Source organism: Paenibacillus sp. FSL L8-0502, assembly GCF_038593055.1.
In the GTDB taxonomy this organism is placed as follows: domain Bacteria; phylum Bacillota; class Bacilli; order Paenibacillales; family Paenibacillaceae; genus Paenibacillus; species Paenibacillus polymyxa_D.
In genome coordinates this window covers 4,262,518-4,287,199 of sequence record NZ_CP151958.1, presented here as the reverse complement: position 1 = coordinate 4,287,199, position 24,682 = coordinate 4,262,518, and the positions used below count along the sequence as shown (strand labels likewise).

Genomic DNA, 24,682 nt, shown 5'->3' with positions numbered 1-24,682 from the left:
TATTTCGAAACCCGGGTTTCCCGGGAAATAATTATGTATGGATTGCCTAAATAGTCCGATGGAACATCTCTTTATCTAAAGAGTTGCTCCATCGGGCTATTTTGTTTAGAAGCGTTTTAGGTGTGACTTTGTTTGATTGGTGCAAATTACCACTGTTTTTATTGGGAATAGTTATAAAAAATTTAAAATAAATGTCGATAAATAATTAAAAAGGAGCAGAGGTGGTCATATTGGGTTTATTTCGATTTAAGAGTTTACAGGCACGGACATTTTCTACCTTGATTCCGCTTGTACTTATAACGCTGATTTTAATCAGCTTTTTGTCTTATTTTTTTGCCAAGCAGAAGCTAGATACGGAAATAAGCCAAAATGCTGCTCATTCCTTGTCGAGGGTTAAAACGGATATTGCAGCTAACGTAGATCGTCATGCTTTACTTGTTTCGATGCTGACTAAGAGTGCGGAACAACTGGGAGCAGGAATGAACATTGAGGGTTATGGACGTTTTTTTGAACAAGAGTTGGCTTTAAATGATATGTCATACGGGTTGGGCATTTATTTTGCTAAAGGTGCGTATGATCCGGGAGTGACTTACCGTTCCATATATGTGCATAGAGATGGCCAGCTAGTGAAGCAAACGATTGAATATGATGATCCACAATATGACTACTTAACACAGCCATGGTATACAGAAGCCGTGGAACGTGGTAAGGAAATAAATTTTACGGAGCCTTTTTACGATAGCAGACTGAAAGTCAATATGATTACTGCAGGGAAAGCATTTTATGACAGGGAAGGGAAGCTGTTAGGTGTCATTACTGGCGACCTGAATATGACAAACATTCAAACGTTTATTGAAAAAATGAAGTTTGGTGCTAACGGTAGTGCGATCTTGATGGATAAGAATGGAGCCATTTTGTCATCCGGTCTTCCGTCCTTAAAAGCAGGCGAGCCGTTAACAAAAACGATGAATGCGGAAGCAGCACAATCTATTCAAAGTGGTACGTCCGGACAACTATCCGTACCCATTGATAGTGAGGACTACCGGATAATGTACGAAACACTCCCACAAACCGGATGGAAAATCGGCGTATTACTGCCAGAATCCGATTTGAACCGCTCTGCGAACGAAATGCTTAAACTTCTTCTTATTGTTAGTGTTATAGGCATCTTGCTAATTATGGGAGCGTTATTAATTAACAATTCAGGTATGATCAAAGAGATTAAAAAAATTATGCAGATAACCAATCGTATGGCTCATGGGGATTACAGCGTTGAACTAACACAACAACGTAAGGATGAATTTGGCCAAATGGCTGACGGGATCAATAAGGTGATTGCGGCAACCAGAGGAATGGCATCACGTTTGAGCGAAGAGTCAGATGTTATCTCAGGCGTATCTATAAAAATTTCCCAAGAGATTTCTGGGGCTACTAAAGATGCGCAGCATAATGCAGGAGAACTGGCACAGGTGAAGGAAGGAGCCGAGCTTCAATTGGTCGCAGCAGCAGAGAGTGCGACTGCGATGGAAGAAATGGCTGTTGGCATACAGCGTATTGCTGAATCTATCCAGCATGTATCCGAGGCTACCACTGAGATTGAACATAAGGCACAACAAGGAAATGAACGGTTGACCGTGGTCAACCAAGGAATGCATAAAGCGAAAATATCTATGGATGAGGCAGGCAGGGTAGTAAGCTCATTGAATGAGCGGTCCGCCCAAATTGGCAGCATAATTGGAATGATTCAGGAAATTAGTGGGCAGACCAAGTTGCTATCACTGAATGCTTCCATTGAAGCCGCACGTGCAGGGGAGCATGGCCGAGGGTTCGCTGTGGTGGCTTCAGAAATCGGCAAGCTGGCTGTAAACGTGAGCGAGTCTGCGGAACAAATTACGAGTCGAATCCGATCCATGCAGGAAGAAACCAAATTAGCTTTGGAAGGAATGCAGCAGGGTGCTCTGGAGATGGATGAAGGAGTATCTATTTTACTTGAGGTGGAAGAACGTTTTATTGCGATGAATCAAGATATTCAGCAGGTGGCGATAGAAGTGCAGGAGGTTTCATCTGCCTCAGAAGAAATGTCGGCAGGTTCAGAGGAAGTTGCAGCCTCTATTGGATATCTTGCAGACATTGCGAAAGCTTCAGCTAAACGTACAGAGCAAGCCTCGGAACGATCCGAACGGCAGCTTAAGGATCTGGAAGGTATGGACAGCTCTGTCAAGACACTTACAGGTGTCTCTGATACGCTTAATCAGGTCGTATCTCGCTTTCGTGTGTGATATCTTTAGAAAAAAAGGCCGTGCATAAAAAAACGCCGCTCCATTGAGATATGGATCTTTACACGCTTGTCTATACAGCCTGAGCGTGTTGATCCATAACTAACATGGAGCGGCCTTTTAAAGTTGAAAAAAAGATATCAATCTGGTGTTTTCTCGGTTAAAGGTTCCTGTGATTTATCGTTGGACCAGCCGAGCACGTCAATCAGCTTGAAGAACAAGCTGAGGATGATGCCGATGATTGTAGCCAATGCCATACCTTTCAAGGTTACAGCGCCCCAAGTGAGCGTAGTACCACTGATTCCGACAACAAGCACGATGGTCGCAAGCAGCATGTTAGTTGGCTTGGCGAAATCAACCTTTTGCTCAACGAAGATTCTTAGACCGGAGGCAGCAATGACACCGAATAATAGTAAGGATACGCCACCCATAACTGGAGCTGGAATATTAGAAACAATCGCTGAGAACGTGCCTGAAAAGGACAGCAGGATGGCAATGATAGCCGCTCCGCCAATAACCCATACAGAGTACACTTTAGTTAATGCCATGACACCAATATTTTCACCATAAGTCGTATTAGGCGTAGAACCGACAAAACCCGAAATGACGGTGGAAATACCGTTACCCAGCAGAGAGCGGTGGAGACCAGGATCTTTGGACAACTCACGCCCGACAATGTTGCTAGTCACAAGTAAGTGACCAATATGCTCTACGATGACGACCAGAGCAACAGGAAGAATCGTCAGCATAGCAGAGGTATTAAAAACTGGAGTGGTAATTGCAGGATGTCCGAAAAAAGGAGCGTCTGCGATGGCCTGTGTATTGACCATGCCCATAAAATAAGCAAGCACATAGCCCACTACGATACCGATCAGAATATGGATGATTTTGGCAAACCCGCGAAACAACACCGCACCCAGAACAGTAACCCCGAGTGTAACGAGCGAAAGAGTAATCGTTTTGGGATCTGGAGTCCATGCTTTAGTAGGATCGGCATTGATAATGCCTGCCATGCCTGCTGCAACCGGAACCAGCTCCAGACCGATTAAGGCTACGATGGAGCCCATAACAGCTGGAGGAAAAACGACGTCCAGCCAACGGGTTCCGGCATATTTGATCACCAGTGCGACGAGGCAGAAAATAATACCTGTAATGATGAAAGCACCGAGGGCCATAGCATAGCCGTTGCCGCCGGGATTGTTTTTAAGCACAAGACTGACGGGAGCGATAAAAGCGAAGCTGGAGCCGAGATAGGCGGGGATTTTGCCACGGCAGATCCAGATGTACAACAATGTGCCAATACCGTTCATTAGCAAAATCATGCCGGGATCGACGCCGAAAATATTCGGCACCAGCACGGTACTGCCAAACATGGCAAACAAATGCTGTACGCTGAGCAGGAACCCAGGTCCTGCCGGTAGCTTTTCATTAACTTGAATTTCGCGTTGCAACGCAGTTCACTCCTTAGTTCTTTCAATTATTCTTATATACATTAATTACTTTTCGTAATTTTTTCAATATAATTCGTTTCAATTCGTCAACATTCCTCATTTTACTTATCCATGTGTGACAGAATAATGCTACAATGCCAAACCTGTAATAGTTGACGTGTGACGTGCTAACCGTCATAATTGTAGGAAATCACTTTTAAAAGGGAACCTTTGCGCGACATTGATCGGCGGGTTCCATTTTGCATAGAAAGGACACGGAATAGAGCAGAATGGGGATAGAGCAATTACTTAAAAAGGCCGGGGCCTATACCAGAGAAGCAGATCTTATCCGCATCAGGGACGCCTATGATTTTGCCGAACAGGCCCATTCCGGCCAGACTCGTAAGTCCGGTGAACCTTATATTCTGCATCCGCTTGCGGTTGCTGATATCGTCGTTAATATGCAGATGGATACCATCTCCATTATCGCCGCTCTTTTACATGACGTTGTGGAGGATACGACGGTGTCTTTGGCGCAGATTCGCGAGCATTTTGGCGATACATGTGCGATGCTTGTCGATGGTCTGACGAAACTGGAGCGTATCCAGTTCCGTTCCAAGGAAGAACAACAGAACGAAAATTATCGAAAAATGTTTATTGCTATGGCGCAGGACATTCGTGTCATTGTCATTAAGTTAGCAGATCGTCTGCACAACATGCGTACCTTGAAATATCAGTCAGAGGAAAGCCAGCGTCGGATTGCTTATGAAACGTTAGAGATTTTCTGTCCGGTTGCAAACCGACTGGGTATTTCAGCCATTAAGTGGGAAATGGAAGATATTGCTCTGCGCTATCTGAATCCTCAGCAGTATTATCGCATTGCTAATTTGATGCATAAGAAGCGGGCAGAGCGGGAGCAGTTTATTGATAATGTCATACAGCGTATCAGAGAAAAGCTGGAAGAGATGGGCATTCAGGCTGATCTGTCCGGACGCCCTAAACATATTTACAGTGTGTTTAAAAAAATGACGACGAAGAACAAGCAGTTCAATGAAATATATGATTTGCTGGCGATTCGAATTATTGTGGATAACATTAAAGACTGTTACGCCACACTGGGGATTATCCATACGTTGTGGAAGCCGATGCCGGGGCGGTTTAAGGATTATATCGCTATGCCTAAGGCCAATATGTATCAGTCCCTTCATACGACAGTAGTAGGTCCTAACGGGGAGCCTACCGAGGTCCAAATTCGCACAGTGGATATGCATCGTACCGCTGAATTCGGGATTGCGGCCCATTGGGCCTATAAAGAAGGCAACGGAGCAAACAACACTAACTTTGAGGATAAAATCACCTTTTTTCGAGAAATCCTGGAGCTGCAAAATGAAGCGAAGGATGCGTCGGAATTTGTGGAATCGCTCAAAATGGACTTTTTCTCAGACCTTGTGTTTGTGTTTACTCCTAAGGGAGAGGTCATTGAGTTGCCAGCCGGATCCGTTCCGCTGGACTTTGCTTTCCGTATTCATACCGAAGTTGGCAATCGAACGATTGGCTCTAAGGTAAATGGAAGAATCGTACCTTTGGATTATCGGCTTAAAACTGGGGATATTGTCGAAATTATGACGTCCAAACATTCTTATGGACCTAGTCAGGACTGGCTCAAGATTGCTCAGTCCTCTCACGCGCGCAGTAAAATCAAACAATGGTTCAAGAAAGAAAAGCGTGAGGAGAATGTTGAAAAAGGCCGTGAAAATCTGGAACGTGAGCTAAGAAAACGCGATATCGAGCCATCGGTGTGGATGAGCGACGACAAGCTTCAGGAAGTGGCACAGAAGTTCTCTTTTAACGATTCCGAAGATATGCTGTCTGCGATTGGTTTTGGTGGTATAACCGCAGCGCAGGTCTGTACACGTTTGACAGAGAAGCTGCGTAAGGAACAAGAAGAGGCACGGTTGATCGAATTGACGACCGAGGTCAAGGAGTACAAGCCGCAAGGCGAACGGAAAAAAACACCTACCAACGGTGTCAGCGTCAGAGGCGTCGATAATTTACTCGTTCGTTTTGCACGATGTTGTAATCCCGTACCGGGAGATGACATCATTGGCTATGTAACACGTGGACGCGGCGTATCCGTTCACCGGACGGATTGCCCGAATATTCCTTCGGGTACGGGCGAAGACCAGGCGCGTGTGATTGAAGTAGAGTGGGAAGAAGCAGCGGAAGTCAATTACAGTGTCGATATTGAGATTACGGGCCATGATCGCAACGGTTTGCTGAATGAAGTGCTTCAGGCCATTTCTGAGAACAAAACCAGCTTCTCGGCCGTTACAGGTCGTACAGATAAAAATAAAATGGCGATGATTCACATCACGATTCTCATTCGCAACACGGATCATTTGCATTCTGTTGTCGAACGGATTAAACGGGTGAAGGATGTATACACCGTGCATCGGATTATGCAATAACCTTATGAAGCGTACAGATAGGTTTATAGCCTTTGTAACATATCTTGGGTAGAAAGACCCATAGGCTGCTAAAAGAGCCGTAGTACGGCTGTGAGCACCTTTTAAAAGGGAAGGTTAAAGGAGATATCGGATAGTCGATGAAGATCATTATTCAGCGCTGTAAAGACGCTCAGGTAACGGTGAATCAAAAGGTGGTTGGCAAGATTGGAACCGGATTAATGCTGCTGGTTGGTATTGGTCAGGGAGATACAGCAGCCGATGCCGTTTATTTGGCGGATAAAACGGCGGGATTACGTATATTTGATGATGCTGAAGGCAAAATGAATGACAGCGTTCTGGATGTCGGTGGAGCCATTTTGTCTGTCTCTCAATTTACGTTGTATGGTGACTGCCGTAAAGGAAGAAGGCCTAACTTTATGGGGGCGGCCAAACCTGAGGAAGCGGAGAAGCTGTATGATTTCTTCAACAGTCAGCTTCGAGCCAAGGGCCTGAAGGTAGAAACGGGAATTTTTGGGGCTATGATGGATGTTTCATTGACGAACTGGGGCCCAGTCACACTGATTTTGGATACCGAACGTTCGTAACTATACATTCACGGCGAGGTCTGAGTAGAATAAAATAGCTGTTCAGAGGGACCATAATGTCATCCCAATTGGTGATTAGCCAGGCGGATAGCCTAAGGGTGACAGGAGAGACGAAGCTATGCGTCAAACCCCAAAAATGGACGGGCATCGAAGCACTATGCTGCTTTTTCCCGGTAGTATGCAGGAGGCAATCAGCCTTACTCGTAATGCTGATACGTTATTACAGCATGTTGCAACAGCCATAGACAAGCCAGGACGCGGCGCTTTGCCGCGCAGGTAACATTGGGTTAAATGGAGCGTTAATAAGGTGCCACCCGAAAGTAGCATAAAGTGGCCAAAAATAAAATATGTAGCATTGAATTAGTGGAGGAGCCGAAAGGCTCCTTTTTCTTTTCCGCCGCTGCGAATTGTTATAAAAACAGATCAAGCGGGTAATAACAAATCGTGGTAGAAAAATAAGCTTAATTTTAAACTTGTATCAGGGATAACCGGAAAGGAGATCTGAACATTCATGAGTAAAATTGCATTTTTATTGGCTGACCAATTTGAAGATTCCGAAATGAAGGTACCTTATGATGAATTAAAAAAGGCTGGACATGAGGCGGATATTGTTGGGCTGAAGCAAGGTGAGAAAGTGAGCGGTAAGCAAGGTAAAGCAAGCTATACTATTGAAAAAGCCATTGCAGATGTGAAATCAAGTGATTATGATGCAGTTGTTATTCCTGGTGGATCATCTCCGGAAAATCTCCGTTTGGATGCAAATGTTCTGAAATTTGTAACTGAAATTAATGAGTCCAAAAAAACGATTGGCGCTATCTGTCACGGGCCACAAATTTTGGCGAGTGCCGATTTGTTACAAGGCCGGACGATTACAGCTTATCCTCCATTGAAAGATGACTTGATTAATGCGGGTGCTTATTTTGAGGATCGAGAGGCGGTTGTGGACGGTAACTTTATTACGTCTCGGACCCCTAAGGATGAGCCCGCTTTTGTGCGTGAGTTGTTAAAGGCATTGTAATTTCCGTGAATGCTTCCTAGATTTATGCCAGTACAATTCCCTAACGAGGAGGATTTGATATGGCTAAACAGATTCAGGCTTATTTTCGCACAGAAGATGAAGCTGAGGGCGCTAGAGCTTCGCTTCAGGCTTATAGAACTGAACATTTGGAAGTAGGTGCTCTGGATGAGACGCTCGGTCGGGAGACGAGGGTTTTAATTCCGTTGGTCCCTTATAACAATACTGGCTCTGTGAGCACAGGAGGCTCAGCGGGTGCGGCAATCCCTGCGGCGGGTGCTTATGGCGAGAATATTTTACCAGATGTGAAGGATGGCCAGATTAACTCTGGCTCAGCCCAAAGGGATCTGGATGAAGATCGGAGCGGAACAACGAATCATGACGGAGGGTTGCTCCGTGCAACAGATGTGTATATTAACGGTGATCAAGATGAATTACGGTATGTATTATCTGCAAAGGTGAATGATGCCGATTATGATGAGGTCATTTATAAGCTGCGTTCCAATCGTGGATATGTATCGCAGTTGGATTAAAGTTGAGAGCACGGCACAAGATTGTCGATACTTGAGAATTTAGCTACAAAAGAGTGACTGTAATACAATTGTAATATTCGAAACATCATTCCTTAATATTAGCAGTTTATAATAACAGCATGACCCCCTTTTGATATATCTTTTTGAGCCTGCGGACCGTTTCCGCAGGCTATTTTCTTTTTTAGGACTTATTTGTACAGTAAGTTGCTATGAGGCTAACGATACAGGATACAAAAAAAGTGGAAGATTATTTAATTTGACACTGACTGTCTTTTTGTATAAAGTGTAAAAAGATACTAAGTCCCGAAATAATAAAAATATAAACAATAAATATACCCATTTCCAATTACGGGACCGAAATATTACAACTGAAAAAGTTAGGAAGTGTCAAAATGGGTAATGAAATAGAATGGTTTGCAGAGATAACTCCTGAGCTGCGGAAATGGACCGGAGGCAAAGGAGGGATGCTTGCTAGGATGCTTCAAGCTGGTTATCCGATTCCTAATGGTTTTATTGTTTTTCCACAGGCCTTTCAAGGGGAAAAACTTAAGGAAAAGACATGGAAAGAAATGATCAGGTATTTGGAAAAGCTTCGTAAGGATTACCCTAATGTCTCATTTGCAGTAAGGTCTTCAGCCTTGAGCGAGGATTCAGCCTTAGCTTCTTTTGCAGGAGAGTTTGAAAGTGTCTTAGAAGTACAAACAAACGAGGACGTTCTGAAAGCCTTGTATGTGGTTCACCATTCTCAATACAGTGAGAGGGTGCGGGCATACAGTGCAGTTAAGGGTTTTGAAGAAGCACACCAAATGGCGATTGTAGTCCAAATCATGGTTCCTTCTGAAATCTCGGGTGTTCTTTTTACAGCAGACCCTATTACGGGCAATCGTTCAGTAATGTCTGGAAATTTTGTGTTCGGGTTAGGGGAGCAACTGGTATCTGGTAAAGGAAATGCTCGTGTTTTCTCCTTATTTAAACCCTCAGGTCGATATAAAGGGCCAAAAGAATTACTTCCTTATATCAAAAAGCTATATTGGTATGCTTCCCGTCTGGAAAAAGCGATGGGAGAACCACAGGATATTGAATGGGCCATTGCCAATGGCCAACTCTTTTTTTTACAAGCACGACCTGTTACTACTTTAAGCCCTGGAAATATGGATGCATTTGAATGGAATGATTCTTTATCAGGTGATTTTCTTTGGACGAATACTAATGTAGGTGAATCCATTTCAGATGTTGTTACTCCCTTAAGCTGGTCTATTATTCGTGCTTTGGACGAAGAACATAATGTGATTCCTGGTCATTATTTAATGTCTGGTAATATCTGTGGAAGAGTATACTCCAATGTGAGTGTACCATTGTCCGTTTTTTTTGCATTTGGGTGGAATAAAAAGTCAATATTAAAAAAAATGAGCAATGTTTTTGGGGAAATTCCAGATGAAATCCAAATTCCTATATATCCGTTTTCTAGGAAAGAGCTCATTAAAATAATGCTCCCCAAGATGCTGTATGCTTTTAAACAGACCCGAAAAGCGATGAAATTATTACCACAGCACATAAAAGAAACAGCGGCCTGGTGCACTCAAACGGAAGAGTTAATTGGCAATGTCCAGTCCAAGGAAGAATTGATTACATTATGGCGTGAGCAGCTTTGGCCTAAAAATATTGAAGCGATGTGGATTGCACTGGAAGGACCTAGTAGCAAGATGCAAAATTTTGTTCGATTGAAGGAAAAGTTGGAGAAATGGCTTGGACGTGATGATGCTAGTGTACTTCTATCTAATCTGAGCGGAAGTACAGGTTTGGCCAGCTTGGGACCTGTTGTTGGTATATCTTCAGTCGTGAAAGGTGAAATGAGTCAGGAGGATTATCTATTGGAATATGGTCACCGAGGCCCACATGAGTTTGAGCTATCGATACCTGATCCAAGAGAAGAACCGAGTTGGCTGGAAAAGCAAATCCAAGAAACAAAGAAATCTGGAATAAATGTTGACGATTTATTGTATAAACAACGTGAACAAAATGAAGTGGTTTGGAGAAGATTGGAGCAGCGTTTTCCATACAAGATAAATAAGTTGAAACGTGTCATAGCAAAAATTTCTGAAGGACCGCATTTAAGGGAAGCTGTTCGTTCGGAATGGACGCGTGTCTTCAGATTAAATCGCTCTTTCGCGCTGAAAGCAGGCGAGTTGATTGGCATAGGAGAAGATGTATTTTTTTTATATGTGGATGAGATATTGGGCTGGCTTGCAGGAGGAAGTGTTATTGAGGAGAGAATCTCGACCAGAAAAGTGAACTATTTAAAATATAAGCAACTGCCTGCGTTCCCCTCGATTATACGTGGGCGATTTGAACCTTTACAATGGATGGAGGATCCCAATCGCAGAGTAGATTATTATGATCCATATATACCATTAGATAGCTCTATCCATTCTGAAATCATTGAAGGAGTTGCTGGAGCGGCAGGTAGAATTGAGGGGACTGTACGTGTACTGAGGAATCCTGAGGATGGACACCAGCTCCTTCCTGGTGAAATACTGGTGACCTCGACAACGAATGTAGGCTGGACTCCACTTTTTCCAAAAGCAGCTGCGATTGTAACAGATATAGGAGCACCACTCTCTCATGCTGCAATTGTAGCCAGAGAGCTAGGCATTCCAGCTGTTGTAGGATGTGGAAATGCTACTACAAGAATGAAAACCGGCGACAGGGTTATTGTTGATGGTGGGCAGGGAATTGTACTAACGAGGTGAGGAGATAAATTTTTTGAATTTCTCAATAGAACCAACCTGATTCAACCTATCAGCTTCTGTACGCCGCATATTCGCCTATAAAAGCTGAAATTGGAGTGGTTTCAAGTTTTGATGTATTGCTTTACAGTCAGGAATAATACAATCCTGGGTATCGTGAAGTACAAAGGATCATGATAAACTGAGTGTAAACGCAAAATCGGGCAATAATGTGCATGTGGTCAAAAATATATGCTGAAGCAAATTGCTCGATGAGGAGTGAAACTTGAATGAGCAATCTATTGAGGAGTGAAACAAATGTCACTTGAACACCAGCAAAATCTTGGGCTGAGGGAGCGAAAAAAAGCAAAAACCATTGCATCGATTCAAATGCATGCGTTACGCCTATTCAGCGAACTGGGATATAACGAAACTACTGTGGAACAGATTGCAGAAGCAGCGGAGATTTCACCAAGCACCTTTTTTCGCTATTTTTCGAGCAAGGAGGATGTGATTGTTACAGATAACTATGATCCCCTGCTTATATCTGCATTTGAAGAACAGCCAGCTCATTTAACTCCACTTCAAGCTGTGCGTAATGCTATGTTAGCAACCATGTCTGACATGTCCGGCGACGAAATGTCTACTACACGTGAGCGTAACCAACTCGTGATGTCAGTACCGGAACTCCGGGCTGCAACCTTGAATAATTTGACTGATACAATGCATATGATTGCTGAGATGGTTTCCAAACGGGTGGGACGAGATCCTGAAGACTTGCAGATTCGAACTTTTGCAGGCGCCGTCATAGGTGTTAACATATCTGTTATGTTGCATTATGCGGAAAATCCAACTGAAAATTTTTCTGAATTATTATCTGAAGCATTAAATCTCTTGGAGACTGGCCTTCCACTATAAACAATTGAGCCTATGTTTAAGAAGAGGCTTCTGTTTTCCTCCTTAAATCTCATTTCATAATATTAAATAAACAAGCGGTAAGCTGTCTTCGGTATCTGGTCGGAGGCAGCTTGTTTGGGTTCACAATACATAAAATATACTGATTATATCAATTTATGATTTTTTCATGGTAGTGATGGACCATCCTGTTCGTATAATTTTTATGTATAGTAAAATTAAATGCATAAATTCAACAAATGATATTAGTGTAAAGCTGTTATATATTCATGATACCGTATGATATCAGGAAATGATTTAATTGGATAAAAAATAGATAGGTGTCGAAATTTGTATGAAATTAGTTGTTGATTAATGTTTTTCCTTTTGATAATATCTACTTCATAATATAACTATAAAAGGGAATAAATATAATATTTAAAATTGAAATATTTCTGCGTCTCTACTGAGAAGGGATTGACAGCGATTATGAGCTGGTATGTGCTGCATGTCGAAACCGGACAAGAAAATGTGGTTCGAGCGATGATACGTAAATTCTACAATCCGTCGTCAATGTATGCGATAGTTCCCAAACACAGACTGTTAGGAAAAACCAGGGATACATTACATCACTAAAAGCAGTTTAGGCTTTTTAAGTCAGGCTGTTTTTTTGTATTTTGTGAGGTGTCTGCCTACCTGGCGAACATCGGAAACTCTTCGTGTCCATGTGTGACAATGATACAAAGTTGCAGAGAAGCTATAGAATGTCTTGACTTTGTCGAAGCGGTTCATTAAAATCATAAAATAATGAAAAATGATTTGATGACGGGACCAAGTACTCCGAACCCACAAGCGCAGAGAGGAATTTCCAGGCTGTAAAAATTCCCTTGATGAACGGATGAATGACCTCCCCGAGAACAGGCGGCGAACAATTGAGGAAACCCTACTGAAAGTACATTGTAATTGTGCCGACAGTGGATGGTCCTGCATAATAGCCGTACTGCGCGTTACGGGCGTTATACGTATGAGCGGAGTCAGTATATTGCTGACGGGCAATGAGTGATTTTATGCTGGTTGTCTGGACAAACTCCGGAATGTGGGTGGTACCACGGGTGATTTGTAAACGACAATCCCTCGTCCCTGTTAATGTTAACAGGACGAGGGATTTTTTGTTTTATATTGAAAGTGGAGCAAGAAGAAAGAGCACAATATGAAATACAACGATGGGGGGATACGTTAATGGCCTTTCAAAAACCGACGGGAACACAAGATTTGCTGCCGGGCAGTGTAGAAAAATGGCAAGTGGTCGAGGAAAAAGCCCGTGAGATTAGCCGCCGCTTTAATTACCGAGAGATTCGTACACCAATGTTCGAACAAACGAATTTGTTCGTTCGAGGTGTGGGTGAAACGACGGATGTAGTGGAAAAGGAAATGTATACTTTTGAGGATAAAGGGAAGCGCAGCATGACTTTGCGTCCGGAAGGAACAGCAGGGGTTGTCCGCTCCTATGTGGAGAACAAACTATACGGGGAGCCGGATGTAACTAAGCTGTATTATATCGGTCCGATGTTCCGTTATGAGCGTCCACAGGCTGGGCGTCAGCGCCAGTTTCACCAATTTGGAATTGAAGCATTTGGAGCGGTTGATCCGGCACTGGATGCAGAAGTTATTGCTTTCGGGTATCAATTCTGCCGTGAGCTGGGTCTGAAAGGAGTACAGGTGGAGATTAACTCCGTCGGTAATGCAGCCAGCCGCGCAGCTTATCGTCAGCATCTGGTGGACTTCTTGATGCCAATTAAGGATACGTTGACCAAGGAGAGCCAAGCACGCATTGAGCGTAATCCATTACGAGTGCTGGATAGCAAAGATGACCAGGACAAATTTGGAGGTGCACCTTCGATTTTGGATAGCTTGGACGATGAATCTCGCACACATTTTGAGAAAGTGAAGCAAAATTTGGATGCCATGGGTGTGGAATATACAGTTAACCCGCGTTTGGTACGGGGGCTGGATTATTATACGTTGACAGCGTTCGAATTCAAAGCTGAAGGAATTGGCGCCATAGACACGATCGGTGGAGGCGGCCGCTACAACGGATTGGTTGGAGATCTGGGCGGACCGGATCAGCCAGGGATTGGTTTTGGTATTGGACTGGAGCGAATCCAGCTGATTTTGGAGCATCAAGGTGTCAAACTGAACGAATCCAAGCCGTTAGATATCTATATGGTGGCGTTGGGTGAGGCGGCAGGAACGGAAGTAACCAAACAACTATTCAAATTGCGTCAAGCTGGATTTTCCGCAGAACGAGATTATCTGGGTCGTAAAATGAAGGCGCAGATGAAATCAGCCGATCGCTTTAAAGCAAGGTATACTGCGATTCTGGGTGAAGATGAGCTGGTTCAAGGTGAAATTGCACTGAAAAACATGGAAACGGGCGAGCAGCGCACTGTTAAGCTGGATCAGCTGGTGGAAGAACTAGGATAAAGAAGATGTGTAACATCAGTCAGGGGGAGTCTCCCTCTGGCTGTCATATAGCATTAACTACTAAACATAAACAGGAGTGTGTATTATGAAAAGGAGTCATCAATGCGGCGCATTGACTCATGCGCATATCGGAGAAACAGTTACATTGAACGGTTGGGTACAAACCCGTCGTGATTTGGGGGGCGTACTTTTTATAGACCTGCGTGACCGTAGCGGAATTGTACAAATCGTATTTAATCCGGCATATTCCGGTGACGCACTGCAAATTGCGGACCGTGTTCGTAGTGAGTATGTGCTTGAGGTTACTGGTACCATTGTCAAACGGGATGCAGAAACGATTAACCCGAACCTGCCTACAGGTGAAATTGAAGTGCGTGTCACTGAAATCGAAGTATTGAATGCATCCAAAACACCTCCGTTCTTCATTGAAGATGGCGTGGAAGTAGACGAGTCACTGCGTTTGAAATATCGTTATCTGGACTTGCGTCGTCCGGAAATGCATCAGACCTTGAAGCTGCGTTCCAAAGCAGCAAAAGTATTCCGTGATTTCCTGGACGGTGAGGATTTCATTGAGGTGGAAACACCGATTTTGACAAAAAGTTCCCCAGAGGGCGCCCGTGATTATCTGGTACCTAGCCGGGTACATGAAGGTGAGTTTTTCGCCTTGCCGCAATCTCCACAACTGTACAAGCAATTGCTGATGGTTGGTGGCGTGGAGCGCTACTACCAAATTGCACGTTGTTTCCGTGATGAAGATTTGCGTGCTGACCGTCAGCCTGAATTTACGCAGGTCGACATTGAGACCTCCTTCATGCAACAGGATGATTTGCTGCCTATGATGGAGCGTCTTATGGTGAAATTGTTCAAAGAAACCGTTGGAGTAGAACTGGAAACACCGTTCCAACGAATTACACATGCAGAAGCGATGGATAAATACGGTTCAGACAAGCCTGACCTACGTTTTGGTCTGGAGTTGATTAATGTCAATGATATCGTGGCAACCAGTGGTGTGAAAGTATTTGCTTCCGTAATTGAAAAGGGCGGGGAAGTTAAAGTTCTCAATGCCAAAGGATGTGGCACGTGGAGCCGTAAGGACATTGATGACCTGGGTCCTTTTGCAGCACGTTATGGAGCAAAGGGCTTGGCTTGGATCCAAGTGAAAGAAGGCGAATTCAAGGGGCCTATCGTTAAATTCTTCACACCGGAAGAAATCGAAGCCTTGAAAGAGCGTACGGGAGCCGAAGAAGGTGACCTGTTGCTGTTCTCTGCGGATAATAAAAAAGTAGTTGCTGATGTATTGGGCGCGCTTCGTCTGAAAATTGGCCGTCATTTGGGCCTCATCGACGATAACAAATTCAAATTTGCCTGGGTCGTAGACTTCCCGCTTCTGGGCTATGATGAAGAACAAAAACGTTATGTAGCGGAGCACCATCCGTTCACTCGTCCGAAGGAAGAAGACCTGGCCCTCTTGGACACAGATCCAGGTCAAGTTCGTGCTCAGGCCTACGATATCGTGCTGAACGGCTACGAAGTGGGTGGTGGCTCGATGCGTATTTTCAAGCGTGAAGTTCAGGAGAAAATGTTCAAAGCGCTCAACCTGCCGCCTGAGGAAGTGAAGGATAAATTCGGTTACCTGCTGGATGCATTTGAATATGGTACGCCTCCACATGGTGGTATTGCCTTCGGTTTTGACCGTCTTGTGATGCTGCTTGCAGGTCGTACAAACCTGCGTGAAACCATTGCATTCCCGAAAACAGCTAGCGCGACAGACCTGCTTATGGATGCACCAAGCGAAGTGGATCAAGCTCAATTGGAACAGCTTCACATCCGTCTTGCCCCGAAACCTGTTACTCCTAAAGCTTAAGATGAACGTTTGTCTTTGCAAGTGCACCGAGTGGCTTGTGGATAGATTATAGAATGCCGTGAACCCGTTACCCTTTTATGGATAATGGGTTCGTGGTTTGTATGCTGGAGTTCAAGTATAGAGTTTAAATCAGTGAGGGAGGATATACCATATTGTTGCATCAATTTTCACGAACGGAACTGGCTATCGGAACTGAAGGTCTTGAGGTTATGAAAAATAGCACGGTGGCCGTGCTGGGTATCGGCGGTGTCGGTTCGATTGCAGTGGAAGCACTGGCGCGCACAGGTGTTGGACGTATCATTTTGATTGATAAAGATGTTGTAGATATCACCAATATTAATCGCCAAATACATGCGTTGACAACGACGGTAGGTCAAAAAAAGGCGGATCTGATGGTAGAGCGTGTGAAGCTGATTAATCCTGAATGTGAAGCGATTGCACTGAACATGTTTTATACGGAAGAAACGTATGAGGAGTTATTTAAGTACGAACTGGATTATGTGCTGGATGCTTCAGATACGATTATTTACAAAATTCATTTGATTAAGGAATGCCTGAAACGGGGGATTCCGCTGATCTCCAGTATGGGCGCTGCGAATAAAATGGATCCAAGTCGTTTTCAAGTAGCGGATATTTCCCAAACCAGAATGGACCCGATTGCCCGTGTCATCCGCACCAAGTTGCGTAAGGAAGGCATTACCAAAGGCGTCAAGGTTGTATTCTCCGATGAGGAACCAAAGAAGCCACGTGAAGAAATTACAAAAAAAATTGTACCTGCCAACGCACCTGAAATCCGGAAAGCGAAGCAGCCGCCTGCAAGCAATGCATTTGTACCTCCGGTAGCAGGACTGATCATGGTTAGTGTAGCCGTGAAGGATTTATTAGAACACGCTGGTGTGTAAGTTGTAAAAATAGCATGGCAGTGCATTCGTAGATTTACAGCAGTATGTATTCACTTTAAGACCTGTAGTTCTGTGCATCACATCCTTTGTGTCACAGTTGCTACAGCTCTTTTTTGTTTTGAAAAAGTGCAGCTTACTGTAAACAGATTGAACAACTTGCTGGAGGGTTTTGGTATGAAGGATGGACTATGGTCCAGAAGTCTCGGTTACAAGCCCGAGCATCATTGGAAAAAGGAATTAGCCGCTGGGGCCATTTCTTATTTTTCCGTGGTATACATTGTTATGGTTAATGCGACTATTTTGTCAGATGCCGGGATTCCCCTCCAAGGGGCGATGCTCGGGACACTGCTGACATCGATGATCGGCTGTCTACTGATGGCTTTTGGTGGGAAATCTCCAATGGTCGTTGTACCAGGGATGGGGATTAATGCCTTTTTCACTTATACGCTGGTACATTCCATGAAGCTGAGCTGGCAGGAAGCGTTGATGGTAGTTGCCGTCACAGGGGTTATATTCGCCATTGTGGCCTTTACATCATTGTACAAGCTGATTAGCCAAGCGATTCCCCATAATTTGCAGCACGGAATTACGGTAGGCATTGGTTTGTTTTTAACCTTTATCGGTTTGCAAAAAAGCGGCATCGTGATTGCTCATCAGACGACTTTTGTGGCTATTGGCCATTTTAATGATCCCAAGGTAATTACGGCTTGTGTAACGTTGCTGCTCGCTATTGTATTGTTTGTGCGTAACGTTCAGGGAGGTTTACTAATTAGTATTTTGGCGGGAACTGGGCTTGCTTATATACTGGGAGCTGTAGAGCCTACAAGCACGGTACGAACCTCTGAAACGGTGCGACAGTATGGGCAATTGTTTGGAGAGCTTTCCTTTTCAGGCATTGTCTCGGTAGCTTTCTGGATCGCTGTCTTTTTGCTCCTACTCATTGTGCTATTCGAGAATATTGGTATGATTACTGCACAAACCAACATGATTGGTAGACCGGATTTATTTAAAAACAGCTTGCGTGTGTTGGCTGTAACCAATATCTTTGCCGGTATTTTGGGCAGCAGTCCGGCGGTAGCCGCTGCGGAATCGACGGCTGGTATTGCAGCAGGGGGACGCTCGGGAATGACACCGCTGGTAACTGCTATTTTATTCGGGGCGACGTTTTTCTTTATTCCACTGTTGGCTTATATTCCTGATAGTGCCATTGCACCCGTGTTGATCATCATTGGGGGGCTAATGGTGCAAAATGTGCGAGAGATGGATTTCAGTGATTTTACTGAAGCGTTTCCTGCATTTCTGATCATGGTGATGATGCCCTTTACTTATAGTATCGTAGACGGAATGGCATTTGGTTTTATTGCATACCCCGTAGCCAAGCTGGCAGCAGGACGGGGCAAGGAAGTACCTATCGCATTATATATCATATCTGTACTGTTTGTGGCAAATTTTGTGCTTCATTCTCTGGTGTAGTAAACTCGAAGATAGATTGTACTGTTCATACCCGCGCAGAGCGCGGGTGTTGTTGTTTGAACAAGAATGGTCAGACAGGAAGCGAGGTTGATGGTATATGGAAAAAGAACATCATATACACCAAGAAGAGCAGGAGGACCGGATGAAGGAAAAGCCGGGTAAAAGACCGGATAAGGCTGGCATGGGGCGGTTTATCAAATTGATTGCGAGTGCGCATCCGCCCAAAGCCATTCTGATCATCGCCCTGATTCTGACCCTGATTCAGACCATGGCTGGTTTAATCGTACCCATGATGACTAAAGGGTTGATTGATGGCTTGACCTTTTCTTCACTAAACCGTATGGTCATTGTTGGTCTGCTTGGCGCTTTTGTGATTCAAGCGGTGGCTTCGGCAGTTTCTATCTATATGTTGAACTATGCTGGGCATAAGATTGTGGCTAATTTGCGCAAACGCTTATGGCATAAAATCTTATCTCTACCTATACCTTACTTTGATAGAAATCGGTCAGGAGATACGATGAGTCGCGTCACTAATGATACAAGCCTGATTATGAACTTAATTACGGAGTATCTAGTCAATTTGATTTCTAATGTGATTGCAATTATTGGTGGTATTGCATTGTTATTTTATCTGGATTGGGTGATGACGCTCATTATTATGGCTATTGTTCCGCTAACAGCTCTAATTTTATTTCCGGTAGGCAGAAAAATGTACCGCATCTCCAAAAAACAGCAGGATGAGATGGCAGATCTGACCTCAGTGTTAAGTCAGGTTATCGGCGAAATCAGACTGGTGAAGGCCTACGGAACCGAAAGCAGAGAGGCTCAGGCTGGTGAGGATCGTATTTACCGGATGTTCCGCTTCGGTTTGCAAGAGTCACGTATCCTGGCCCTTGTAGGTCCAATTTCTACCTTCTTGTTGACTGCAGTACTGGTCATTATATTGGGGGTTGGTGGTGTTCGCGTTGCATCGGGTGTGCTGACCGCGGGGGATTTGGTGGCATTTATTTTGCTGCTATTTCAGGTGATCACACCGATGGCACAATTCACGACTCTGTATTCACGTCTGCAAAAGGTGGTTGGGGCTACTGAACGGATTCAGACGATTTTAGATCATGAAGAGGAACCGCTCGAGTTGAAGCAGGAAGCGGCAAAAGAGAGCAGAGATATTATACTTCGTGATGTTGTCTTTTCCTATACCGAAGGTGAAGAGGTTCTTCATAATGCAAACTTGGTCATTCCGGCTAACCGGACGACAGCATTCGTGGGTCCGAGCGGGAGTGGGAAATCCACCTTATTTTCATTGCTAGAGCGCTTTTATGTGCCAGATACAGGGGAAATTCGTTATGGAGACGAACCGATATCGTCATATACACTTTCCTCCTGGCGCTCCAAAATTGGTTATGTATCGCAGGAAAGCTCAATGATGACCGGAACGGTCAGAGATAACATTACATATGGCTTGGGGCGCGAAGCTGACTTGGAAGAAGTGAGACGAGCAGCTACGATGGCGTATGCGGATACATTTATTATGGATCTACCTCAAGGCTACAACACTGAGGTGGGAGAACGGGGAATGAAGCTGTCCGGAGGCCAGCGTCAACGGATCGCTATTGCGCGTGCGCTTCTTCGTAGCCCTGACATCCTCATGCTGGATGAGGCTACATCTAGTCTGGATAGCTCATCTGAGCATGAGGTACAGAAGGCCCTAGCGAACTTGATGGAAGGACGCACGACGATTGTCATTGCTCATCGTTTGTCTACGGTGGTTCACTCCGACCAGATTATCGTGTTGGACAAGGGCAAGGTGACCGGTGCAGGAACTCATACAGAGTTATTAGAGTCCCATCAGGTGTACCGTGAGCTGGCTCAAAAGCAGTTTGTGGAGATGGGGGAGAGAAGTATGGAGTATTAGAGGCCGCTTCGCGTGTGACTTGATCCTCCGATCGCTCCGCTTCTTCGGATTCAAATCACCCGCTTCGCTGGTGCCGCAAAGCTCCATACTTTTGTGAAAGAGTAGGGAAATAGGGGGATTAGAAATAAGGTTGGATTTTTATGGTTAAATGTGTTACGCTTACTTTCCTTTTTTTGTGTCGGAGCAAGTGGATGATGCAGAAATCGAGACTTGATATTCTTAGGAGGTAACTGAAATGGAGAATGAGTTTCAAAGTGCCTATCAAGAAGAACAGCACAGGCTGTCGCTTGCTATGGAGGAAATTGATCGGAGATTGGAACGGCTTCGCAATACGCCAGTATACACTGGGCATGATTTTACAGAGCAAGTGCTGGAATCTGCACGGGAGGAAAAACGTCAGGCTTTGGCTAAAAGCTCGCAGGAGCCTTATTTTGGGCGTATGGATTTTGACGAGCGTGGCAGAGGGCAGCGGAAGCCGCTTTATATCGGTAAAATTGGAGTAGAGCGTGAAGAAACGTCAGCGTATCCGCTGGTGATTGATTGGCGTGCACCGATTGCCAGCTTATTTTATTCGTTTACAGGTGGTGAAGAAACCGCGTCCTATGAAGCTCCTGAGGGAACTATTGAGGGTTTGGTCTATCTGAAGCGCAACGTTGTCATTCGGAAAAGAATTCTGGAACGGGTAGCCGATACGTATAATCGTGAAAGCGACGAGCCGGCCGTTTCCGATGAGTTTCTCGTTTATCGTTTGGGTGAAAACAAGGATAACCGTTTACGGGATATCGTATCTACCATTCAGGCGGAGCAGGATCAGATCATCCGCGCGGCTAAAAATACTGCCCTCGTTATTCAGGGGGTAGCGGGTAGTGGCAAGACGACGGTAGCGCTGCATCGTCTCGCATTTTTACTGTATCAATACAAGGATCAGGTATCAGCGGACAAAATGGTCATTTTCGCACCAAACCATATGTTTCTCGACTATATTTCAGATGTACTTCCTGAGCTGGGGGTCGGAGATATTCAGCAAAGTACATTTGCAGACTGGGCGCTGGACTTGTTGGGTTTGGATTTACCTTTGGCTGATCCTGCCGAAACATTATCTTATTGGTTTGAGAGTGGCAGTCTGAGAGAGGAATCCATGGATGAGGCGCCGGGAAGATTCAAGGGTTCAGTTCACTTTATGGAGTTACTTCAAGCTTTTGTTGAACGACTGGAGCCCATTTCCGTTCCCGAGGGGGATTTTTCACCATGGGATGGAGCGGTTCTGCCGCGAACTGAGATTTTGAATTGGTTTAATGAGGAGTATAAGCCTTATCCGCTCGCGAAGCGGAAGGAGCGTGTACTGGCAAGAGTGCACCGCTGGATTGAAATGGAGCTGAAAAAGTCGCCTTCGGCGGCAGCACTCAAGGAACGCAAAAAAAAGGCAGGGGCACGGGAAAAGGCATATGCTAAAAAATGGCCACAATACGACGCACTGACGCTCTACAAGCAGCTTTTTCAAGCAGCTAAAGGGTTACCCGCAGATACGGCTGCGGAGATGAAGGCTTCTCTGCCGACTGCTATTTTTAAGGCTACACAGTCGGATCTGCGAAAACAGATTATCCGTGAAGAAGATCTGACTGCGTTAGTGTATCTCCACGTGCTGATTCATGAGGTAGAATCATCTCAACGTTTTGACCATGTGGTCATTGATGAAGCGCAGGATTTTTCACCTTTTCATATCGCATTGCTGGATTTGTTCGTCAAAGGACATTCCTTTACTATACTGGGCGATTTATCGCAGGGCATTCATGAATACCGTGGCGTACATGCGTGGGAGGAAATGAGTTCTCTTTTTGCACCGGAACATACCGGGTATTTTGCGCTTACGCGAAGCTATAGATCAACCTTGGAAATTATAGAATTTGCAAACACGATTTTGGAGCAGGGAGTTCGCGGCGGTATTACGGCAGTTCCAGTATTTCGTAGTGGCGATCCGGTGCGCACTATATCTTACGACTCATCGGTGCGTGAGCAGAGTTTGCTCACCGCTCTAAAAGAGCTGTCCTCCAGGGAGTATCGTACTGTATCTGTGCTGACACGTACCTTAAAAGAGGCTGTGGAACTGCATGAGGTTTTCACAAGTGCGGGGATGGATGTGAATTTGATTGACGGTGGTAAAAAGCAATATGAAGGCGGTTTGTCAGTACTGCCTGTATACCTATCCAAAGGTCTGGAGTTCGATGCAGTTATTGTGGCGGATGCCGACCATGAGCATTATGGAGAACGGGCATGGGATGCCAAGCTGCTGTATGTAGGATGTACCCGTGCGCTGCATGAGTTGTGGCTATTGCATGATGGCTCACTTCCTAGTTACGTACAGGCACAGACGAAGTAAACAGAAAAAGCGTTGTAAAGTACCGCCTGAGTTGTTGTATTCCTTTTTGTTTACTGTTTATCTTAGTGATGAAATTATGAAATCATGCCAGTCGAAGAACAGCCACGAAATCATCTTTCGTCTAAGGCTGTTCTTTCTTTTTTATGGGCGACTGACTTGAAGACCTACAGCTGTGCCATGACCATGCTATCTGCAACTTGTTAACGGATATGGTAGAATAAGAGTCGGTTTACACCGTATCAGAATTATAGATGACTTGAATTTTCATGTTTTTCAACCGTATGAGCGAACCTAAATATAGTATGTTTTCAAAGATAAAAGAAAGTGTTCGTTCATAAATCATAAGGAAGTGAAAGAAATGGACTTATTTTCATATTCCCAAGAGTCAACGCCAAGCAATCGGTTGCTTGCGGATCGCTTGCGTCCGACTTCACTGGATGAATATATTGGACAGGAGCATGTTGTGGGTCCAGGTAAGCTGCTGCGAAGAGCCATAGAGGCAGATCAGGTTTCTTCAATTTTGTTGTACGGACCACCGGGATGCGGCAAAACAACGCTGGCACATATCATCTCGCAACACACGCAAGGCGATTTTGTACGTCTGAATGCTGTAGAAGCATCTGTGAAAGACGTAAGAGAAGTCATTGATCTTGCACAGACGAATAAATCGATGTATGGCAAAAAAACCATTCTGTTTCTCGATGAGGTACATCGTTTTAACAGTTCACGTCAGGATGCACTGCTGCCTGCGGTGGAAAAGGGCACGATCGTGTTTATTGGCGCCACGACTGAAAATCCCTTTCACTACGTCAACGGCGCTTTAATGAGCCGTTCTACGTTGTTCCAGCTTGAAGCGCTAACGCAGGAACATTCGCTGGCTGCTATGCGCCGCGCCTTAAGCGATGCGGACAAAGGGCTTGGCTACATGCAGCTCCAGGTCGATGAAGCTGCACTGGCTCACATCGCTTCCATGGCGAACGGCGATATCCGCCGCGCTTTAAACGCGCTGGAACTGGCGGCGCTCACAACGCCTCCGCTGGCAGACGGCACGATTCACGTGACACTGGAAGTCGCTGAGGAATCCATTCGCCGCCCGATTGTCAAAGCAGATGAATCCACGCAGTATGATGTGTTGTCGGCCTTCCACAAAAGCATTCGCGGCTCCAGCGATGCCGCGCTGTTCTGGTTCCTGTACGCCGTAGAAAAACTCGGTATGGACCCGATGACCTTTATCCGCCGCCTCATCGCGGCAAGCAGCGAGGACATTGGTCTGGCGAACCCGCAGGCAATGGTGCAAGCGGTGAGTGCGCTTGAAGCCTATCGCAATAACGGCTGGCCCGAGGCCAAGCTGAACATTGCACAGGCTATTTTGTTCGCTGTGGAAAGCCCCAAATCGAATGCTGTATATACGGCGATTTCACGGGCCATGTTGGCTATGGACGATATCAAATCGGCTGAGGTGCCACTCCATTTGCGTGACGCACACTACAAAGGCTCGGAAAAGCTCGGTCATGTAGGCTACCAATATCCACATAATTATCCGAATCATTATGTGAAGCAGCAATATTTGCCCGATGCGATAGCAGACCAAACCTTCTATCAGGCTACTGAGCAGGGGAATGAGTCAAAAATCAGGCAAAACCAGCGCTGGCGGGATTCACAGTCTTAATATATGTGCGACTTAATATACAGAGTGTGTACGATATCGTCACGTTACGCCATGATCGTGCAAGTGCGAAGA

Annotated in this window: 16 protein-coding genes; 15 read left to right on the top strand and 1 reads right to left on the bottom strand. The window is 45.0% G+C overall.

The window, feature by feature from the left end:
• The first annotated feature begins 221 nt into the window (after positions 1-221).
• A complete protein-coding gene (locus NSQ57_RS18565) occupies positions 222-2,279 on the top strand; it encodes a methyl-accepting chemotaxis protein (RefSeq protein WP_341039872.1) in 2,058 nt (685 codons plus the stop codon).
• 137 nt (positions 2,280-2,416) lie between these two features.
• On the opposite strand, the gene uraA is transcribed toward NSQ57_RS18565, so the two are convergent.
• Positions 2,417-3,727 carry a uracil permease gene (gene uraA / locus NSQ57_RS18560; protein ID WP_318627548.1) on the bottom strand — a complete coding sequence of 437 codons (1,311 nt, stop codon included), beginning with the start codon at positions 3,725-3,727 and terminating at the stop codon, positions 2,417-2,419.
• A gap of 269 nt (positions 3,728-3,996) precedes the next feature.
• Between uraA and NSQ57_RS18555 the strand changes: the two genes are divergently transcribed.
• From NSQ57_RS18555 to NSQ57_RS18490, 14 genes are all read left to right on the top strand, one after another.
• Positions 3,997-6,174, top strand: a complete 2,178-nt coding sequence (locus NSQ57_RS18555; RefSeq protein WP_025720225.1) for a bifunctional (p)ppGpp synthetase/guanosine-3',5'-bis(diphosphate) 3'-pyrophosphohydrolase — start codon at positions 3,997-3,999, stop codon at positions 6,172-6,174.
• 137 nt (positions 6,175-6,311) lie between these two features.
• Positions 6,312-6,758, top strand: coding sequence for a D-aminoacyl-tRNA deacylase (gene dtd / locus NSQ57_RS18550; RefSeq protein WP_069012461.1), 447 nt, complete (start codon positions 6,312-6,314; stop codon positions 6,756-6,758).
• A gap of 118 nt (positions 6,759-6,876) precedes the next feature.
• Positions 6,877-7,038, top strand: a complete 162-nt coding sequence (locus NSQ57_RS18545; protein ID WP_165150826.1) for a hypothetical protein — start codon at positions 6,877-6,879, stop codon at positions 7,036-7,038.
• A gap of 231 nt (positions 7,039-7,269) precedes the next feature.
• The gene (locus NSQ57_RS18540; RefSeq protein ID WP_029514821.1) at positions 7,270-7,776 is read left to right on the top strand and encodes a type 1 glutamine amidotransferase domain-containing protein; all 507 of its coding nucleotides are present in this window, start codon (positions 7,270-7,272) and stop codon (positions 7,774-7,776) included.
• A gap of 59 nt (positions 7,777-7,835) precedes the next feature.
• On the top strand, positions 7,836-8,306 hold the full coding sequence (locus NSQ57_RS18535; RefSeq protein ID WP_069012463.1) for a hypothetical protein: 471 nt from the start codon (positions 7,836-7,838) through the stop codon (positions 8,304-8,306).
• A gap of 476 nt (positions 8,307-8,782) precedes the next feature.
• Positions 8,783-11,056 carry a PEP/pyruvate-binding domain-containing protein gene (locus tag NSQ57_RS18530; protein ID WP_342425145.1) on the top strand — a complete coding sequence of 758 codons (2,274 nt, stop codon included), beginning with the start codon at positions 8,783-8,785 and terminating at the stop codon, positions 11,054-11,056.
• 294 nt (positions 11,057-11,350) lie between these two features.
• Positions 11,351-11,950, top strand: coding sequence for a TetR family transcriptional regulator (locus NSQ57_RS18525; protein ID WP_340932966.1), 600 nt, complete (start codon positions 11,351-11,353; stop codon positions 11,948-11,950).
• Between the two features lie 1,215 nt (positions 11,951-13,165).
• Positions 13,166-14,410 (top strand): histidine--tRNA ligase, encoded by a 1,245-nt coding sequence (gene hisS, locus NSQ57_RS18520; protein WP_342425144.1) that lies wholly within the window; start codon positions 13,166-13,168, stop codon positions 14,408-14,410.
• Positions 14,411-14,495: 85 nt separating this feature from the next.
• Positions 14,496-16,274, top strand: a complete 1,779-nt coding sequence (aspS, locus tag NSQ57_RS18515) for an aspartate--tRNA ligase (protein WP_029515739.1) — start codon at positions 14,496-14,498, stop codon at positions 16,272-16,274.
• A gap of 152 nt (positions 16,275-16,426) precedes the next feature.
• The gene (locus tag NSQ57_RS18510) at positions 16,427-17,176 is read left to right on the top strand and encodes a tRNA threonylcarbamoyladenosine dehydratase (RefSeq protein ID WP_029515738.1); all 750 of its coding nucleotides are present in this window, start codon (positions 16,427-16,429) and stop codon (positions 17,174-17,176) included.
• Positions 17,177-17,350: 174 nt separating this feature from the next.
• On the top strand, positions 17,351-18,649 hold the full coding sequence (locus NSQ57_RS18505) for an NCS2 family permease (protein ID WP_029515737.1): 1,299 nt from the start codon (positions 17,351-17,353) through the stop codon (positions 18,647-18,649).
• A 97-nt stretch (positions 18,650-18,746) separates the two neighbouring features.
• Positions 18,747-20,564 carry an ABC transporter ATP-binding protein gene (locus NSQ57_RS18500; RefSeq protein ID WP_029515736.1) on the top strand — a complete coding sequence of 606 codons (1,818 nt, stop codon included), beginning with the start codon at positions 18,747-18,749 and terminating at the stop codon, positions 20,562-20,564.
• A 235-nt stretch (positions 20,565-20,799) separates the two neighbouring features.
• On the top strand, positions 20,800-22,941 hold the full coding sequence (locus tag NSQ57_RS18495) for a UvrD-helicase domain-containing protein (protein ID WP_029515735.1): 2,142 nt from the start codon (positions 20,800-20,802) through the stop codon (positions 22,939-22,941).
• Positions 22,942-23,299: 358 nt separating this feature from the next.
• Positions 23,300-24,610: a replication-associated recombination protein A gene (locus NSQ57_RS18490; protein WP_029515734.1), complete on the top strand. Its 1,311-nt coding sequence runs from the start codon at positions 23,300-23,302 to the stop codon at positions 24,608-24,610.
• Positions 24,611-24,682: the final 72 nt, after the last annotated feature.

What these genes read in the sequence shown, in the direction of transcription:
- NSQ57_RS18555 (WP_025720225.1), top strand. Translation starts at nt 3,997, where the DNA reads ATGGGGATAGAGCAATTACTTAAAAAGGCCGGGGCCTATACCAGAGAA.
- dtd (WP_069012461.1), top strand. Translation starts at nt 6,312, where the DNA reads ATGAAGATCATTATTCAGCGCTGTAAAGACGCTCAGGTAACGGTGAAT.
- NSQ57_RS18545 (WP_165150826.1), top strand. Translation starts at nt 6,877, where the DNA reads ATGCGTCAAACCCCAAAAATGGACGGGCATCGAAGCACTATGCTGCTT.
- NSQ57_RS18540 (WP_029514821.1), top strand. Translation starts at nt 7,270, where the DNA reads ATGAGTAAAATTGCATTTTTATTGGCTGACCAATTTGAAGATTCCGAA.
- NSQ57_RS18535 (WP_069012463.1), top strand. Translation starts at nt 7,836, where the DNA reads ATGGCTAAACAGATTCAGGCTTATTTTCGCACAGAAGATGAAGCTGAG.
- NSQ57_RS18530 (WP_342425145.1), top strand. Translation starts at nt 8,783, where the DNA reads ATGCTTCAAGCTGGTTATCCGATTCCTAATGGTTTTATTGTTTTTCCA.
- NSQ57_RS18525 (WP_340932966.1), top strand. Translation starts at nt 11,351, where the DNA reads ATGTCACTTGAACACCAGCAAAATCTTGGGCTGAGGGAGCGAAAAAAA.
- hisS (WP_342425144.1), top strand. Translation starts at nt 13,166, where the DNA reads ATGGCCTTTCAAAAACCGACGGGAACACAAGATTTGCTGCCGGGCAGT.
- aspS (WP_029515739.1), top strand. Translation starts at nt 14,496, where the DNA reads ATGAAAAGGAGTCATCAATGCGGCGCATTGACTCATGCGCATATCGGA.
- NSQ57_RS18505 (WP_029515737.1), top strand. Translation starts at nt 17,351, where the DNA reads ATGAAGGATGGACTATGGTCCAGAAGTCTCGGTTACAAGCCCGAGCAT.
- NSQ57_RS18500 (WP_029515736.1), top strand. Translation starts at nt 18,747, where the DNA reads ATGGAAAAAGAACATCATATACACCAAGAAGAGCAGGAGGACCGGATG.
- NSQ57_RS18495 (WP_029515735.1), top strand. Translation starts at nt 20,800, where the DNA reads ATGGAGAATGAGTTTCAAAGTGCCTATCAAGAAGAACAGCACAGGCTG.
- NSQ57_RS18490 (WP_029515734.1), top strand. Translation starts at nt 23,300, where the DNA reads ATGGACTTATTTTCATATTCCCAAGAGTCAACGCCAAGCAATCGGTTG.